Here is a 15,103-nt window from a genome sequence, read left to right as displayed (position 1 = left end):
TGACCGCCGATTCCCTCGACGTCTACGGCTGATCGGCGACCTCGGCGACCTCGGCGACCTCGGCGACCTCGGCGACCTCGGCGACCTCGGCGACCTCGGCGACCTCGGCGCGGAGCGCGGACAGGAACGCCTCCGTCGGCGCTGACCTGGTCCGCCCGGCCGGTGTCGCGGCGTAGATCTTGCGTGGGGGCATCTCGTCGAGGTCCACGCGGAGCAGCGCAAGATCTCCAGGTGCCGCGCGGGCGGCCAGCGCGGGCAACAGGGTGATACCGAAGCCCGCCGCGACGAGGCCGAGTTTGCCCAGCCATTCATGGGCCACGAAGTCGATCCGCGGGGCGAAGCCGTGCCGCATGCCGACGGCGAGCAGGGACTCCTGCGGCCGGATGCCACCGGCGATCCAGGACTGGTCGGCGAGCGCGGCGAGCCCCACGGTCCCGGTGCCGCCGGCGAGTGGGTGTCCGCGCGGGACCGCGACGAGCATCGGCTCGTCGAGCAGGTGGTGCAGTTCCAGGCGGGAGTCGTCGATGGGTTGGTCGGCCGCGCAGCTGATCACGGCGACGTCAGCTTCGTCGGCCACCAACTGCTCGATCAGCCGTGGGCTCAGGCCCTCGACCAGGGTCAGCTCGACGCCCGGGAACGCGGTCCTGATCCGGGCGAGAGCTCGCGGCACGAGTGTCACCACGGCAGTCGCGAACGCCGCCACCCGAAGCCGGCCGATCTCGGCGTCGCCGATGGCCCGCACGTCCCGGTGCGCGTCGTCGATCCGGGTGAGGATCGCCTCGGCGTGACCGAGCAGCACGCGTCCCTGCTCGGTCACCACGATGCCGCGGGGCATCCGGTCGAGCAGCCGTGCGCCGAACTCCGCCTCGAGCGCGGCTATCTGCCGCGACACGGCCGATTGGGTGTACCTCAGGGCCTGGGCGGCCGCGGTGATCGACTGGCGGCAGGCGACCTCGCGGAAGACGCGGAGCAGCTCGGTTTGCACGGCTGCGATATTCGCACGAGGAATGGTCACCATGCGAGACATTCGTTGGTGACATGAGTCCTGGCCTGCCTAGCCTCGTCGCATGGCGAATATCGCGGTGCTCGGGCTCGGGCAGATGGGGGCCGCCGTGGCCGGGCGGCTGGTGGAGCGGGGTCATGCGGTGCGGACGTGGAACCGCAGCCCCGGCAGACAGGTGCCGGGTGCGGTGCGTGCGGTGTCGCCGTCGCAGGCGTGCGCGGGCGCTCCGGTGGTGATCACCATGCTCACCGACGTGGACGCGGTGCTGTCGGTCGTCGCCGCGGCGAACCTGGGCCCGGGCACGACGCTGGTCGACATGTCCACGATCGGCCCGGAAGGGACCGGGAAGGTCGCTGACTCGCTGCCCGCGGGGGTGGCCATGGTCGACGCGCCGGTGGCGGGAAGCATCGGTGCCGCGGCCTCGGGCACGCTCGGCATCCTGGCCGGCGGGGACCCGGCCGTGGTCGACGGGGTGGAACCGGTCCTCGCCGCGCTGGGCACGGTGCGCCGATGCGGTCCGCTCGGGCGGGGAGCGGCGGTCAAGCTGGTCCTCAACACCGCAGTGATCACCGGCTTGGCGGCGCTGGCGGACGCGGTCGCCGTGGGCGAGGCGGTGGGAGTGTCGCGGGCGGACACCATCGACATGCTCCGATCGGGCCCGCTCGCCGGACTTGCCGGCCGGGCCGCCGGCGGCCCCGGCGCATCATTCGCCGTGCGGATGGCGGCCAAGGACCTCGACCTGGCACGCGCCGCCACGACGACGTCGCTGCCGGCCGCCGACGGAGCCGCCGAACTGCTCCGCCGGGCGGTGGCCTCCGGTCAGGGTGCCGCCGACGTCTCCGTCCTCACCGCGGGCGCCTACCCCCCTCCACCGGCCTCGACGCCCGGACAAGCGCCGACATCGGCCGGGTAGTCTCGCCACGTGAGTCTGAAGGTGATCGAGGGCCGGCTGACCGAGACCCAGGTCGGAGCGGGTGTGGAGCGGCGCGCTTTCGGCGAGTTCGTCTCGCCGCGTGGCGAGCTCGCGTCGTATGCGTTCGGCTGGACGACCAGGTCCGAGCAGCACGTCGCCCGGCTCACCGTGGGGATCGGGGCGGGGAATCCGGGCGGCGCCAGCTTCCATGCGATCGTCTTCGAGAACGAGGGCAGCTATGCCTGCTCGCTCGTCGACGAGCCGTTCGAGCGCGTACCCGAAGGCGGCCCCGACCTCACCGCGCTCGAGGCCCGCGCGCACGAGTGTCTGCCGTTCATCTGGTGGGTGTTCGACTGCGTCATGGAGCGTGACCGCCGCGCGCGGTGGATGAAGCACTGGCTGCTCGGCACCACCAGCATCCAGACCGGCGAGGTCTTCGATCGTAAAGAGCCGATTCTGTACGTCAGCCACGAAGCCGACGACGGGCTCTGGCAACTCATCGGCGCGAGCGACGCGGACCCTGCGACGGGCAAGCTCAGCCACCTTCACCACGCCGTGGAACACGATCTCACCCTGCTCGACGTGCTCGATCTCGAACCCGGCGAGCGCGCCTACCGGACCGGCCCGGACGCTCCCTGGACCGGTGAGCCGTCCTGACGCGCGGCGGACGGGCGGGACTCGTTATTGTCGGCCCATGTCGGGCCCTGGAGACGTGCCACCGGAGATCCTCGACCAGCTGCGACCGATCTGCCGGCGGCTGCCCGAGGCGTACGAGGAACCGGCCTGGATCGGCGTCCGGTGGCGGATCCGCAAGCGGACATTCGCCCATGTGTGCGAGCCGCGCCCGGAACGGTACTCGGCGTACCCCCGGCATCTGATCGCCGACGAGGCGCTGGTCGTGATGACGTTTCGGGTGCCCGCCGACGACCTGGCCGGCCTGACCGCCGACGGGTTCCCGTTCTTCCGCGCCGAGTGGGGCCACAACGTTGCCGGCGCCGTCCTCGGTGACCACACCGACTGGACCGAGATCGCCGAACTGATCACCGACAGCTACGGCGAGATGGCCCCGAAGTTTCTTGTCGCTCGGGTTGCAGACAGCGGCCCGGGCGGGCGGGGACCCGGCAGAGCCCCGTACGGTAAATGAATCAATACGAACCGTGGCCGGCGGCGAAGAGCGGGTCGGCCGAATCGCCCGGGATGTCCTCGCGGGACGCCTCCACCGCTGCCATCGAGGACGGTAGCTCCATCGGCAGCCGGCCCTGCGGGGTGACCTCGCCGAACAGGACCGGGAGCAGGGCCTCGTCGGTCGCGCCGAACTCGGCCACGGTGGCCGCGCTCGCGGCGATCACCTCGGGGAGCACTGCCGCCCGATCGAGGTGGACCACCAGCACGGTCGGCACCTCGCCGAACCGGTGGACCAGCTCCGCGACCCGATCGGGCGGCAGATCCAGGCGGCCCTGGTGGAAGCCGGCCTCGTAGTCGACGCCGGTCTCCCGCCGCTCGTACGGCGCGGGCAGCCGGACGAGGGCGACGTCGGCATCCGCCGGCCTTTCGACCACCTGGCCGTACCGGGCGGCCACCGCCGGATCGACGCCGTCCAGGACCATCCGTACGCCGCGGGACAACGGCAGCGGGCCCCGCTCGAGCAGCGTGACCGCCCGCTGCTGGGCGGACACCCCGGCGGCGGCAAATGAAGCGTTGCCCACCACGCGTTCGGCCTCGTCCGGGTCGACGTAGGGGTTGTCGAACAGGCCCAGCTCGAACTTGACCCGCAGGATCCGGCGGGCGGAGGCGTCGATCCGCTCGACCGGCACCGCGCCGGACGACACCAGCTCGACCACCAGCTCCGGGCAGGACTCGCCGCCCAGCTGGTCGACGCCGGCGTCCAGGATGCGGCGCACCCGCTCGATCCGGGACAGGCGCTCGACGCCCCAGCAGCGGGCCGGCCAGCGCACGCCCTCGACCCGGACGTCGGTCACCAGCCCCCAGTCGGAGCACACCACCCCGTCGTAGCCGAACCGGCCGCGCAGCCAGCCGGTGATCACCTCCCGGTTGAAGCCGAAGCCGACCTCCTCGACGCCGAGGCCGACCGGGATGGCGTAGTACGGCATGACGGCGGCCGTGCCCGCGTCGAACGCCGCCGCGAACGGCCGCAGGTGATACTCCAGGTTCCGGCCGGGATAGACCTGCTCCCGCCCGTACGGGAAATGCGCGTCCTCGCCGCGCAGCTGCGGTCCCGCCCCCGGGAAATGCTTGGTCATGCAGGCCACGCTGTGCGGGCCGAGCCGCTCGCCCTGCAGGCCTCGCACGTACGCGGCGACCAGGGTGGACGCCAGCTCGGCGTCGGCGCCGAACGTGCCGGGCAGCCGGGACCAGCGCGGTTCGGTGGCGAGATCGGCCTGCGGGCCGAGGCTCATCCGGATGCCGACGGCGCGGAACTCGCGGCGCACGACCTCGGCGAACTCGGCGACCAGCTTCTCGTCACCCACGGCGGCCAGCCCCAACGGCTCCGGCCAGCGGGAGAACGTGGTGCTCGCCATCGAGGTCGCCGGGTTGTCGGTGAAGCCGTGCACGGGATCGCTGGACAGCGTCACCGGGATGCCGAGGCGGGTTCCGGCGGCCATCTCCTGCACCCGGTTCTGCCACTCGGCGTATCGGCGGGGCGGGATGCGCGGGGCGGCGTTGAAGTGGGTGATGTGCGCGTCCCGGATCAGCCGGCTGGTGGACAACACATCGGGCGGGATGTCGTCGCCGTCCGGCCCCGGCTCGTACACGCCGTCCTCGTCGGCGCGCAGCATGGTGTGGAACATCAGGCCGGCCTTCTCCGGCAGCGTCATGCGGTCGAGCAGCTCTTCGACCCGATCCTCGACGGTCGTCATAGCGCGTTCGCCCGGGCCACCTCGCCGAGCCACTTGGCGCTCGGCTTCACCGTGCGCTGGAAGGTGGCGCGGTCGACCGCGATGAGCCCGAACGTGGGGGACCAGCGGCCCCACTCGTAGTTGTCCAGGGCGCTCCAGTGGTAGTAACCGCGCACGTCGACGCCCTCGGCGATGGTGTCGTGCAGCCCGGCGAGCGCGTCGCGGGTGTAGTCGATGCGGCGCGGGTCGTCGGCGGTCGCGATGCCGTTCTCGGTGACCACGACGGGCGTACCGGCGGTCACCTTCCAGGCGTTGCGCACCCCGATCGCGAGGGCCTGAGGGAAGTATTCCCAGCCGGTCAGGGTGGTCTCCGCGCCGGCCGGCGGGGGCAGGGCGCCGGTCCGGTCCACGAAGGTGCGGGTGTACGCCTGGACGCCGACGAAGTCGTCGCCGCGGGCGGCCTCCAGGAAATACTCCTCCAGCGGGTAGCTGTACTCGGCGGCCTGCTCCTCGCAGCCGGGCACGGCGTGGATCGCCTGCGTCGCCACCGTCCAGCCGGAGCGCACGCCCGGCACGGTGGCCAGGACCTCGCGCGCCATCCGGTGGGCCCGGGCCAGCTCGGCGGAGACCTTCCGGTGCGGGCGGGCCATCCCGTACGCGACCGGTTCGGCGCCCGGATCGGCGGCGCCCTCGCGGCAGGCGATGATGTTGGGCTCGTTGATCGTGCAGACCCACTCGACCCCGTCCCGCACGATCGGCAGGGCGCTCTCGGTGAAGCGGCCGAACAACTCGGCCGCATCGCGATGGTGCCAGCCGCCGAGCGCGTCCATCCAGCGCGGGACGGTGAAGTGATTGAGCGTGACCATCGGCGTGATCCCGTACGCCTGGCAGCACTCCACCATGCGCCGGTAGTGGTCGAGCATGGCAACCGACACGTGCCCGCGCTCGGGCTCGATCCGGCTCCACTCCACGCCGAACCGGTAGCTGGTCAGGCCGAGGCCGGCCAGCAGCTCGATGTCCTCGGGGTAGCGGTGGAAACTGTCGCACGCGTCGCCGCTGACCTCCGGGACCTCGCTGCCCGCGGCGTACTCGCGCTGCCAGTAGTCGCTGTTGACGTTGTTGCCCTCGATCTGGTGCCCCGAGGTGGCCGCACCCCACAGGAATCCGGGCGGGAAGGAACGCATGGGCATCTCCTTACTTGAGTCCGGTGCCTGCTTATTTGATTCCAGTGGTTGCCACGCCTTGGACGAACCAGCGTTGAAGGGCGATGAAGGCGGCGACGATCGGGGCGATGACCATGACCGACCCGGCCAGCAGCAGCCCGTAGTTGGTGGCCTGCTCGCCGGTGGAGTACAGCGACAGGGCGACCGGCAGCGTGTACCGGTCCTGGTTCTGCGCCACGACCAGCGGCCACAGGAAGTTGTTCCACGACGCCAGGAAGGTCAGGATGCCCAGCGTCGCAAGTGGCGGGCCGCTCAGCGGCAGCACGATCCGTGCGAAGATCCGGAACTCGCCGGCGCCGTCGATCCGGGCCGCCTCGATCAGCGAGTCGGGGATCGATCGGATGAACTGCCGCATGAGGAACACCCCGATCGGCGCGGTCAGAAACGGCAAGATCAGGCCGGCGTACGTGTTGATCAGGTGCAGTTTCGCGACCACCACGAACAGCGGCACGAAGGTCACCACCCCGGGCACCATGAGGGTGACCATGACCAGGGCAAACAACGTCCGCTTGCCGGGAAAGTCGAGCTTCGCCATCGCGTAGCCGACCATCGAGCAGAACAGCAGATTCCCCAGGACGGTGACGACCGCGACGATCGCGCTGTTGCGGAAGTACGTCCCGATGTGCAGGTCCACGAACCACTGCCGGTAGTTGCCGAAGGTGGGCGAGTGCGGCAGCCAGCCGCCCGGATCGTTCAGGATCTCGCCCTCCGGCTTGACCGAGCCGAGCAGCATCCAGACGAACGGCATGACGGTCAGCACCCCGGCCACCACCAGGGCCGCGTAGACGAGGTACCGCCGGTTGCGGCGTCGCCGCCGGGCCGGTGCGGCCGGGGCCGGTCTGGTCACCGGGCGTTCCAGGGTCACGGTCATGGCGTTCAGTCCTTCGCCCGCAGGAGCCGGAACTGCAGGATGCTCACCGCCGCGATGACCAGGAACAGGACGTAGCTGGCGGCGGATGCGGCGCCGTACCGGCCGAACCCGAACTGGTTGTAGGTGAAGTACGTAGCCGACAGCGTCGAGTTGAGCGGGCCGCCCTCGGTCATCACGAACGGCTCCTCGAAGAACTGCAGGTAGCCGACCGAGATCAGGACCGCGCCGAGCAGCAGCGTCGGCCGCAGCAGCGGCAGCGTGACGTGCCGGAACCGCTGCCACGCGGTGGCCCCGTCGGCGGTGGCCGCCTCGCCGACCTCGGCCGGCAGCGCCTGCAACCCGGCCAGGAAGATGACCATCAGCGTGCCCATGTTCCGCCAGGCCGCCATCACGATCAGCGACGGCATCGCCCAGGTCGAGCTGTGCAGCCAGTCCGGCCCGGCGATGCCCAGGCCGGCCAGCAGCCGGTTGACCAGGCCGTCCGGCTGCAGGATGAACCGCCACACCACCGCCACGGCGACCACGCTGGTCACCACCGGCGTGTAGAAGCCGACCCGGAACACCGTGCGGAACCGATTGATGCCGGTGTTGAGCGCCATCGCGAGCACGAGCGCCACCGCCATCGTCAGCGGGATGCCGACCAGCACGAAGTACCCGGTGTTGACCAGGGCCCGCCGGAACACCGGGTCGGCGAACAGGTGGGTGTACTGGCGTACGCCCACGAAGTTCACCGCCCACGGTGTCGCGACGTCGCTGCTGCGGAAGTCGGTGAACGACATCACCACCGAGCTGAGCAGCGGTACGAGCATGAACACGCCGAATACGGCGACGAACGGCAGCACGAACAGGTACGCGACGGTCGCCTGCCGGCGCCGGATCGCCGTGGTCACGCGCCGGTCCCGATCGACGCGGCGGTGGCCTGCAAGGACTTCATGGCGGCCGCCGGGTCCTCGCCGGAGACGTTGACCTTCTCCATCTGGGTGTCGCCGGCCTTCTGCACCTCGGTCCACTCCGCCGTGGCCGGTGGGGCGTTCACGTCCTTCAGCTGCTGGCCGAAGACGGCCAGTTTCGGATCGCCGGCCAGGGTCGGATCGGTCCACGCGGCCTGTGCGGACGGCAGATCGCCGGTTGTCTTGTACCAGGCGACCTGGGTCGCCGGGTCGGCCAGGAAGCGGATCAGCTTCCAGGCGGCGTCGGAGTTGGCGGACTTCTTGAACACCACCAGGTTCGACCCGCCGACGAAGGAGGTGGCGGTCTTCTGCTTGGGCACCACCGCGGTGGCGTACTTGGCGGTGAAGTCCTTGCCGCCGGCCTTGGCCAGCTCACTGACCTCGAACGGGCCGCCGATGAACATCGGCACCGAGCCGTTCACGAAGGCCGCCTCGTGCGCGCCCGGGTCGTTGCTGGGCGACTTGTCGGCGATGCCCTCGGTGAAGAAGCTCTGGAAGTAGCGGACCGCGTCGATCATCGCGGGGTCGTCGAGAGTCCAGCTCTTGCCGTCGGCCGAGGTGAGGTTGGCCCCGTTCGACCAGGCGAACGGCAGGAAGCCCTGGAAGTCCTTGGCGCCGAGCGAGACGCCGAACTTGGCGCCCGCCTTCGCCTGCAACGCCTTGGCCAGCGCCTTGAACTGGTCCCAGGTGACCGGCGGGCCGGCGAAACCGGCCTTGGCGGCCAGGTCGGTGCGGTAGTAGAGCACCGGGGTGTCGACGTACCACGGTATGGCGTATGTGCCGTCGCCCACCTGCGTGGACTTCACCGCGCCGGGGTAGAAGGCGGCGGCGTTCAGGTCGGCGGGCACCGGCGCGAGCGCGTTCGCGGCGCCGAACTCGCCCATCCAGGTGGTGCCGAGCTGGCCGATGTCCGGCGTGGTGCCGCCGGCGATGGCGGTCTGGTACTTGTTGTGCGCAGCGTCCCAGGGGATCGGGGTGACGTTGACGTGGACGCCGGGGTTCTGGGCCTCGAAGGTCTTGAGCAGGGTGGGTAGCTTTTCGGCCTCCGCGCCCTGGGCCCACATGGTGATGGTGCCGGTGGCCGCGCCGGTGCCGATGGCGGCGCCGGCGGCGGGGTTGTCGTCCGAGGTGGAGCGGCCGCATGCCGTGACGCAGAGGGCACCGGCAAGAAGTACGACCAGCCCGTTCCGTATGCGTGACATCGCATCTCCTTCGCGATCTAAGCGCTTAGATAAGTTAAGCGCTTAGATCCAGGCTTGGCAATGCATCTGGCTCAGCGGGGCGGGCAGCCGCAGCTTTCGCGGAGTACGACCTGCACCGGGAGCTCGCAGAACTCCGGCGGCCGGGCCGGGTCGGCGATGTGCCGCAGCAGCACGTCCACCACCAGCCGGCCCATTTCCGGCATCGGCTGGCGGACCGTGGTCAGCGCCGGCCGCGCGACCCGGCCGGCCACGATGCCGTCGAAGCCGGTGACCGCGACCTGCTCCGGCACCCGCACGCCGCGGGCGGCGAGTATGTCCAGAATGTCCAGGGCGACGTCGTCGGTGGCGCAGACGAATGCCTCGGGCAGGGTCAGGTCGTCGGGGAGCGTGACCGCCGCCCGCCCGCTCGGCGTGACCCGTGTCTGCGGCACCAGCGGCTTGCGCGGGACGCGCAGACCGGCGGCGCGCACCGCGTCCCGGAAGCCGGCGAACCGGGCGCGGCCCTCGGCCGGGTTCAGCCCGCCGACGAACAGCAGGTCACGACGGCCGTGGTCGCGGATCAGATGCTCGGTGACGGCGCGCGTGCCGCCGCGGTTGTCCACCGTGACGTGACTGAGCCGGTCGTCCTGCGGCGGCTCCGAGACGGCCACCACCGGGATCCGGCCGGCGATGCGCTCGAGGGCGTCGGCCGGCAGTGTCTGCGGGAAGACGGCGAGCCCGTCCACGTGGCCCGCGATGTCGGTGACCGTGTCGGTGCCGCCGGCCCGGCTCGGGCCGCCGATCATCAGCGCGTAGTCGTGCTGCCAGCAGGCCAGCTCCATGCCGCGCTGGATCTCGTCCACGTAGAGCGGGAACTCGCGGCACCACTCGTCCGGGTACTCCCGGACGAAAGTGATCGGCCCGCCGGGCTCGGCGCCGGCCGTCGCGGCAGCGGCCGGGAGCAGGTAGTCGAAGGAGAACAGGCCGAGCACGCCGGTGCGGCCGTCGGCCAGGCCACGGGCGCTCGCCGACGGGACGTAGTGCAGCGCCTGGGCGGAGGCGAACACCAGGTCACGGGTGGACTGCTTGACCCGGTCGGGGCGGCGGAACGCCATGGACACCGTCGCGATCGAGACGCCCGCGTGCCGGGCCACGTCGTAGACGGTCGCTGCCTTCGCCACGAGTGTCCCCCGGGTCGCACGAGACCTGCGCTGCTGGCCTCACGGTACACGGGACGCGGCCGGTCGACCGATTACCGGGGACTCCGCGCCTCCGGCATCATCGGTCGATGAGCGCCGTGGCCATGATCGGTCGTGGACCTCCCGGCCATGATCGGTCGTGGAGCCTAGCGGCCATGATCGGTCGTGGAACCTAGCGGCCATGATCGGTCGTGGAGCCTAGCGGCCATGATCGGTCGTGGAACCTAGCGGCCGTGACCGGTCGTGGAACCTTTCGGCCGGATCGGTCGTGAACCTTTCGGCCGTGGTCGGCCGGGGGAGCGGGGAGTTGGCAGTGGGATGCCTGGCGTGGCTGCTGGCGATCGCCGGCGTCGCGGGCGCGTCGCTCGCGTTCGCGGTGTCCGCGCCGGAACAGGCCTGGTGGGTGCTCGGGTTGATCGTCGCCGCGCTGCTGGCCGGGCCGCACGTCGTCCAGTGGTGGCTGAGCCGGGCCGGCCGCACCGAGCGGCTGGCGGCGCGCTGGTGGGACGCCGGTCCCGGCCCGGCCGAGGTGGCGTTCCTGTGCGGCGGCCCCGATCGCGTCGTCGACCTGGTGCTCACCGATCTCGTGGCCGACCGCCGGGTGACACTCGGCGACGACGGCCGCCTCACCCTGCCCGCCACCGGCGACAACGACAACCCCGCTCCGGACGGCACTGACGACGACAAGTCCGTCCCGGCCGGCGCCGACGACGGCGACTTCCGCCGGCAGATCGTCAACCGGCTCGGCTACGGTCCCGCCGACGTGCCGACGCTGCGCTTCTCGGTCCGGTCGGTCACCGCGACGCCGGCGCTGTGGCGCCGGGCCGTGCGGCAGCGGCTGGTGCTGCCGGCCTGGCGGCGCGAGTACACGCACTGGTACCTGGCCGGCGCGCTGGTCGCCATCGGGTACGCGGTCGCCGTCGCGATCGGCGGCTTCCGGCCCGAGGACGGCCCCACCTTCCTGGCCGCCGTGGGCGCGATCGGACTCGGCGGGATCGCCCTGTGGCGCCCCCGCTTCCTGGTGGGGTACGAGTTCGACCCGCGCACGGCGGCCGGACTGCGCGCCGCCGAGGTCGCCTTCCTCGCCGACCGGCCGGACGACCGGCGCCACCGGATCGCGGTCCAGGGCATCCGCTCCGCGAACGACCTCGGCGCCCGCGGGCCGAACCCCGTCCGCGTGCCCCCCAGCCAGTGGCATGTCCCGTGGTACGCCCGGCGCGTGCGGGAGGGCTCCGCGCCGTGGTGGCACGAGGTGGCCCAGTCGACCACCGACTACGCCGAAACGCTGGGCGATCCCGGCGGCGCGCACGACTCCGACCCCGGCCCAGGCTGAACCCGGCGGCGCCGTACCCGGAGCGGCACGACGGCGCCGGCCGCGGCGAGCACCACCAGCCCGGCGACCAGCCCGATGATCCGCCACGGCCGGCCGGTCCGGTCCGGTAGCGCCGGGACCGGGTATTCGAGATATTTCGCGGCGGTCGCGGCCACGGCGCGTCCGTCGGCGGCCGCGATGTCCCGCAGCACCGGGTCGAACGCCGAGTCGCCGGGGCGAGCCTCGGCCTGTGGCAGCCAGGTCGGCACGCCGCCGGCCGCGAGGGTGGTTTCCCGGACGCCGGGCACCACCAGCCGATCCAGCGCCGGCGCCCGGCCGATCGGCGTGGCCAGCAGTCGCAGGCCGTGCGCGGTGGTGACGATCGGCTGCGGCGCCACCGGGACGACGTGCGCGGTGAAGGCGACCGCGCCGTACAGCTCGGCCACCGCCGCGACGTCGATCTCGTCGACTCCCTCGGTCAGCCCGAGGCCGTAGGTCGGCTGGAACCACGGCAGGGTGGCATGCAGCGCGTACGGGTAGTCGGCCGCCGACACCTGCCGTGCCGGGATGGCCGGCGCCGTCGTCGTCGACGGGTCCCACCCCGGGTAGTGGAGCCGCGCACCGATGCGGCGGGCCTCGTCCGCGCCGGCGAACTGCTGGACCAGGTGCAGCGAGCCGATGATGCCCGAGCTGACGCCCGCCGTGGTCATGACATTGCCGTCCTGCACCCAGCGCACGCCCGCGACCCACGTCGTCCGGGGGTGCGACCGGCGCAGGCCGGGGAGGTCGGACCAGAACGAGGTGGCGCGCCGGCCGTCGAGCACGTTCGTCTGCGCCAGCACGCGCGCGCCGGCGCACACGCTCACCACGAGGCCGCCGGTGTCGTGCACCCGTTCGACGAGGTCGCGCAGCGGCGCCTCGTCCGTGCCGGCCGGGTCGGTGAACGCCGGCACGACCACGATGCGCGGCAGCGGAGCCCGGCCGTTGCGTACGTCGTCGGTGGTGTGATCCGGCACGGCGGTGAGGCCGCCGGAGAGCGCGACCGGTTCGGCGTGCACCGAGACCGTGTACACGTCGAACCGGGCCGAGTCGGCCAGGACGTCGTAGGGGCCGAGCACGTCGGTGGCCACCGAGCCGTTCGCGCCGAGCAGCACGGCGACCGGGATCCGGCCCGAACCGCCCGCCGGAGCGGCCGGCTCGCGGGCAGCAGCGCTCGCGGCCTCCGCGCTCTCCGCGGATCCGTTGTGGACGGTGAAGTCGCGGCCCATGGTGACCACGAATCCGGCACCGAGAACGGCCGCCGGGATGGCGAGCCCGAGAACGACGCTCAGCAGAATTCGGACGAGGCGACGCACGATGAAGCTCCTCAGATGTCGGCCGCGCGGAACGCTCGGGGTGAGAGACCGTGCCGGTGCGTGAAGAGCCGGCGGAAGTGCCGCGCGTCGGCGTATCCGCAGTCCCGGGCGATCCGCTCGACCGGGCGGTCGGTCGTCGCGAGCAGCGTCTCCGCGTGGCTCAGGCGCAGGTCCTGCTGGTACTGCAGCGGCGTCATCCCGGTCGCGGCGACGAACGCGCCGGTGAGCGCTCGCACCGAGACATGCACCGCCCGCGCCAGGTCGGTGAGCGTGTGCGGCGCGGCGAAGTCGTCGGCGAGCAGCTGCTGCACGCGGTGCACGACGGGATCGAGGTGATCGCGGCGGTCGAGGAACGGGCTCAGCGGCGCCGCCGACCCGTTGCGCCGCACGTAGACGACCAGTTCCCGGGCCACCGCCGCGGCCACGGCCGGCCCGAGGTCCGCCTCGACCATGGCCAGCGCGAGGTCGATCCCGGAGGCGACGCCGGCACTGGTCGCCACCGGCCCGTCCCGGACGAACAGGACCGAGTCGTCGACCCGGGCCGCCGGGTAGCGCGCCCGCATCGGCTCGATCACGCTCCAGTGGCTGGTGCACCGCCGCCCGTCGAGCAGCCCGGCGTCGCCCAGCACGAGCGCGCCCGTACAGATCGACACGAACGACGCCCCGGCCGCCTCGGCCCGCCGCACCCACTCGATCGTCGCCGGGTCGACGTCGAGCCGCTGGGTGAGATCGGGCCCCGGGATCAGCACGACGTCGCCCGCCGCAGCCCGGGGGAGCGGCGCGAGGGCGGCGAGGGCCAGCCCCTGCGCCGATCGCTCCTGCGGATCCGCGGCCACGAACCCGATCTCGTACGCCCCGCCGTAGTAGTTGGCGGTATGCAGCACCTGAACCGGCCCGGACAGATCCAGCAGATTGACGGCGGGAAGGACGAGCACATGCACCCGGCTGACTGGCATACCAGCAGCCTAGAAGCGCCGCCCCAGCCCGACGAGAACCGATCGAGCACCATTACCGGACGGATCCGGCAACTTTCCGGCTCGGGAAACGGTCATGAGCCCGGGCGTGGCGGCCCGGCGAGGCGATGAGCGCGCGGGAAGATGGGCGCGGCCCTCTCGCCGGTCGCGCGGAGTCGACGGCGATGGGCTGTCCACCAGCCGAGGCCCACCACCGCGCCGGTCGGAATGGCGGCTACCAGGACGAACGCGCGGAACAGCAGGACGCCGGCGAGCGCGCCGGTCGGGTCGACGCCCAGGCCGATCAGGACCGTCACCGCGCCCGCCTCGGCCGGTCCGGTGCCGCCCGGGGTGACCGCCACCAGCGTCAGCGCCCGCTCGGCGACCAGGCCGGCCAGGACCACCGCGGCCGGCAGCGGCCGCCGTCCCACCGCCAGCAGGCAGCACCACATCAGCGCCGCGTGCGCCAGCCAGTACCCGGCCGTGCCCAGCGCCAGCGCCGCCCGCCGGCGCCGCACCAGCACGTCGGCGCCGGTGAGCAGCTCGGACACGGTCGCCGGCCAGGTCGTGCCGACCGGTCGCCCGGCCGGCCGGGAGGCGGCCCGCGCCGCCAGGCCGACGAGCCGCAGCAGCGGAGTCGCCCGCCCGCACAGCGCCCACAGCAGGAGCGCGGCGGCCAGGAAGGCCACGGCGACCGGCGGCGCCCACGCGCCGGCGGCCGACGGGGCGAGGACGCCCGTGGCGAGCAGGGCGGCGAGCGCCACCGCGGGCATCACCAGCTTGCCGATGACGTCGCAGGTCTTCGCGACCACGACGAAGCGGGCGAAGTCCAGCCGGCGGTGTCCCCAGGACCGGGCCATCGCGAGGTTCAGCGCGACCCCGGCCAGCCCGCCCAGGGGCAGGACGGCCGACACGGCGCAGCCGGCCAGGTTCAGCGACATGGCGCGGCGGTGTCGCAGCCCCGGCAGGGCCGCGGAGAGGGCGACCGAGTGCAGGGCGACCGCCGTGATCCACAGTAGGCCGAGCCCCAGCAGCTCGAACCATGGGAGATCACTGATCAGGTCCAGCGCGGCCGGCAGCGAGGCGCCGGACGCCGAGGCCCGGCCGACGGCCCAGGCGGCCAGCGCGAGGAGCAGCACCGCCAGGGCGGTGCGCCGGATCCGCGAGCCGGCGGTGGTCGGGGGAGCAGGGCGGTCGAGCACGGCTCCGGTCGTGATCGGCACGAGAGCCTCCATCACTCGGCCGGATCGGACCCGGTCACGATCACAGCCGTCGACTGAGGGAA

At 72.5% G+C, this 15,103-nt stretch carries 14 protein-coding genes; 4 read left to right on the top strand and 10 right to left on the bottom strand.

All coding sequences use genetic code 11. The annotated features are described in order from the left end of the window. Nucleotides 1-22 precede the first annotated feature (22 nt). The gene (locus tag ODJ79_RS11215) at nt 23-985 is read right to left on the bottom strand and encodes a LysR family transcriptional regulator (protein ID WP_263023308.1); all 963 of its coding nucleotides are present in this window, start codon (nt 983-985) and stop codon (nt 23-25) included. 82 nt (nt 986-1,067) lie between these two features. Here ODJ79_RS11215 and ODJ79_RS11210 point away from each other — a divergent pair, with 82 nt between their 5' ends. The 3 genes from ODJ79_RS11210 to ODJ79_RS11200 are packed head-to-tail and all read left to right on the top strand — an operon-like array spanning nt 1,068 to nt 3,060. Then, complete coding sequence (locus ODJ79_RS11210) at nt 1,068-1,916, top strand: NAD(P)-dependent oxidoreductase (protein ID WP_263023307.1); 849 nt, start codon at nt 1,068-1,070, stop codon at nt 1,914-1,916. Nucleotides 1,917-1,925: 9 nt separating this feature from the next. Further along, nucleotides 1,926-2,573: a hypothetical protein gene (locus ODJ79_RS11205; RefSeq protein ID WP_263023306.1), complete on the top strand. Its 648-nt coding sequence runs from the start codon at nt 1,926-1,928 to the stop codon at nt 2,571-2,573. A gap of 37 nt (nt 2,574-2,610) precedes the next feature. Next, the gene (locus ODJ79_RS11200; protein WP_263023305.1) at nt 2,611-3,060 is read left to right on the top strand and encodes an MmcQ/YjbR family DNA-binding protein; all 450 of its coding nucleotides are present in this window, start codon (nt 2,611-2,613) and stop codon (nt 3,058-3,060) included. A gap of 1 nt (nt 3,061) precedes the next feature. On the opposite strand, the gene ODJ79_RS11195 is transcribed toward ODJ79_RS11200, so the two are convergent. From ODJ79_RS11195 to ODJ79_RS11170, 6 genes are all read right to left on the bottom strand, one after another. Further along, the gene (locus ODJ79_RS11195; RefSeq protein WP_263023304.1) at nt 3,062-4,795 is read right to left on the bottom strand and encodes a glycoside hydrolase family 3 protein; all 1,734 of its coding nucleotides are present in this window, start codon (nt 4,793-4,795) and stop codon (nt 3,062-3,064) included. Next, the gene (locus tag ODJ79_RS11190) at nt 4,792-5,958 is read right to left on the bottom strand and encodes a glycoside hydrolase family 1 protein (protein WP_263023303.1); all 1,167 of its coding nucleotides are present in this window, start codon (nt 5,956-5,958) and stop codon (nt 4,792-4,794) included. Before ODJ79_RS11190 ends, ODJ79_RS11195 begins: the two co-directional genes overlap by 4 nt. A 31-nt stretch (nt 5,959-5,989) precedes the next feature. Beyond that, the gene (locus ODJ79_RS11185; RefSeq protein ID WP_263023302.1) at nt 5,990-6,868 is read right to left on the bottom strand and encodes a carbohydrate ABC transporter permease; all 879 of its coding nucleotides are present in this window, start codon (nt 6,866-6,868) and stop codon (nt 5,990-5,992) included. 5 nt (nt 6,869-6,873) lie between these two features. Next, nucleotides 6,874-7,758 carry a carbohydrate ABC transporter permease gene (locus ODJ79_RS11180; RefSeq protein ID WP_263023301.1) on the bottom strand — a complete coding sequence of 295 codons (885 nt, stop codon included), beginning with the start codon at nt 7,756-7,758 and terminating at the stop codon, nt 6,874-6,876. Continuing rightward, nucleotides 7,755-9,020: a sugar ABC transporter substrate-binding protein gene (locus ODJ79_RS11175; protein ID WP_263023300.1), complete on the bottom strand. Its 1,266-nt coding sequence runs from the start codon at nt 9,018-9,020 to the stop codon at nt 7,755-7,757. The genes ODJ79_RS11180 and ODJ79_RS11175 overlap by 4 nt, the downstream gene beginning before the upstream one ends. A 71-nt stretch (nt 9,021-9,091) precedes the next feature. After that, nucleotides 9,092-10,180 carry a LacI family DNA-binding transcriptional regulator gene (locus ODJ79_RS11170; RefSeq protein WP_263023299.1) on the bottom strand — a complete coding sequence of 363 codons (1,089 nt, stop codon included), beginning with the start codon at nt 10,178-10,180 and terminating at the stop codon, nt 9,092-9,094. 331 nt (nt 10,181-10,511) lie between these two features. Here ODJ79_RS11170 and ODJ79_RS11165 point away from each other — a divergent pair, with 331 nt between their 5' ends. Further along, nucleotides 10,512-11,531 carry a hypothetical protein gene (locus tag ODJ79_RS11165; protein WP_263023298.1) on the top strand — a complete coding sequence of 340 codons (1,020 nt, stop codon included), beginning with the start codon at nt 10,512-10,514 and terminating at the stop codon, nt 11,529-11,531. On the opposite strand, the gene ODJ79_RS11160 is transcribed toward ODJ79_RS11165, so the two are convergent. The 3 genes from ODJ79_RS11160 to ODJ79_RS11150 all read right to left on the bottom strand — a co-directional run bounded on the left by ODJ79_RS11160 (nt 11,471) and on the right by ODJ79_RS11150 (nt 15,041). After that, on the bottom strand, nt 11,471-12,865 hold the full coding sequence (locus tag ODJ79_RS11160; protein WP_263023297.1) for a DJ-1/PfpI family protein: 1,395 nt from the start codon (nt 12,863-12,865) through the stop codon (nt 11,471-11,473). The genes ODJ79_RS11165 and ODJ79_RS11160 overlap by 61 nt on opposite strands. A gap of 11 nt (nt 12,866-12,876) precedes the next feature. Then, nucleotides 12,877-13,821, bottom strand: a complete 945-nt coding sequence (locus ODJ79_RS11155) for a GlxA family transcriptional regulator (RefSeq protein WP_263023296.1) — start codon at nt 13,819-13,821, stop codon at nt 12,877-12,879. Nucleotides 13,822-13,913: 92 nt separating this feature from the next. Continuing rightward, nucleotides 13,914-15,041 (bottom strand): YbhN family protein, encoded by a 1,128-nt coding sequence (locus ODJ79_RS11150; RefSeq protein ID WP_263023295.1) that lies wholly within the window; start codon nt 15,039-15,041, stop codon nt 13,914-13,916. Nucleotides 15,042-15,103 lie beyond the last annotated feature (62 nt).

Origin of the sequence: Actinoplanes sp. KI2 (assembly GCF_025630775.1) — a bacterium.
In the GTDB taxonomy this organism is placed as follows: domain Bacteria; phylum Actinomycetota; class Actinomycetes; order Mycobacteriales; family Micromonosporaceae; genus Actinoplanes.
The sequence above is the reverse complement of the archived record's forward strand: the minus strand, read 5'-3'. Positions and strand labels throughout refer to the sequence as shown.

Bases quoted from the DNA above. Each gene is read 5' to 3' on its own strand.
- ODJ79_RS11210 (WP_263023307.1), top strand. From the start codon at position 1,068: ATGGCGAATATCGCGGTGCTCGGGCTCGGGCAGATGGGGGCCGCCGTG.
- ODJ79_RS11200 (WP_263023305.1), top strand. From the start codon at position 2,611: ATGTCGGGCCCTGGAGACGTGCCACCGGAGATCCTCGACCAGCTGCGA.
- ODJ79_RS11195 (WP_263023304.1), bottom strand. From the start codon at position 4,795: ATGACGACCGTCGAGGATCGGGTCGAAGAGCTGCTCGACCGCATGACG.
- ODJ79_RS11190 (WP_263023303.1), bottom strand. From the start codon at position 5,958: ATGCGTTCCTTCCCGCCCGGATTCCTGTGGGGTGCGGCCACCTCGGGG.
- ODJ79_RS11185 (WP_263023302.1), bottom strand. From the start codon at position 6,868: ATGACCGTGACCCTGGAACGCCCGGTGACCAGACCGGCCCCGGCCGCA.
- ODJ79_RS11175 (WP_263023300.1), bottom strand. From the start codon at position 9,020: ATGTCACGCATACGGAACGGGCTGGTCGTACTTCTTGCCGGTGCCCTC.
- ODJ79_RS11155 (WP_263023296.1), bottom strand. From the start codon at position 13,821: ATGCCAGTCAGCCGGGTGCATGTGCTCGTCCTTCCCGCCGTCAATCTG.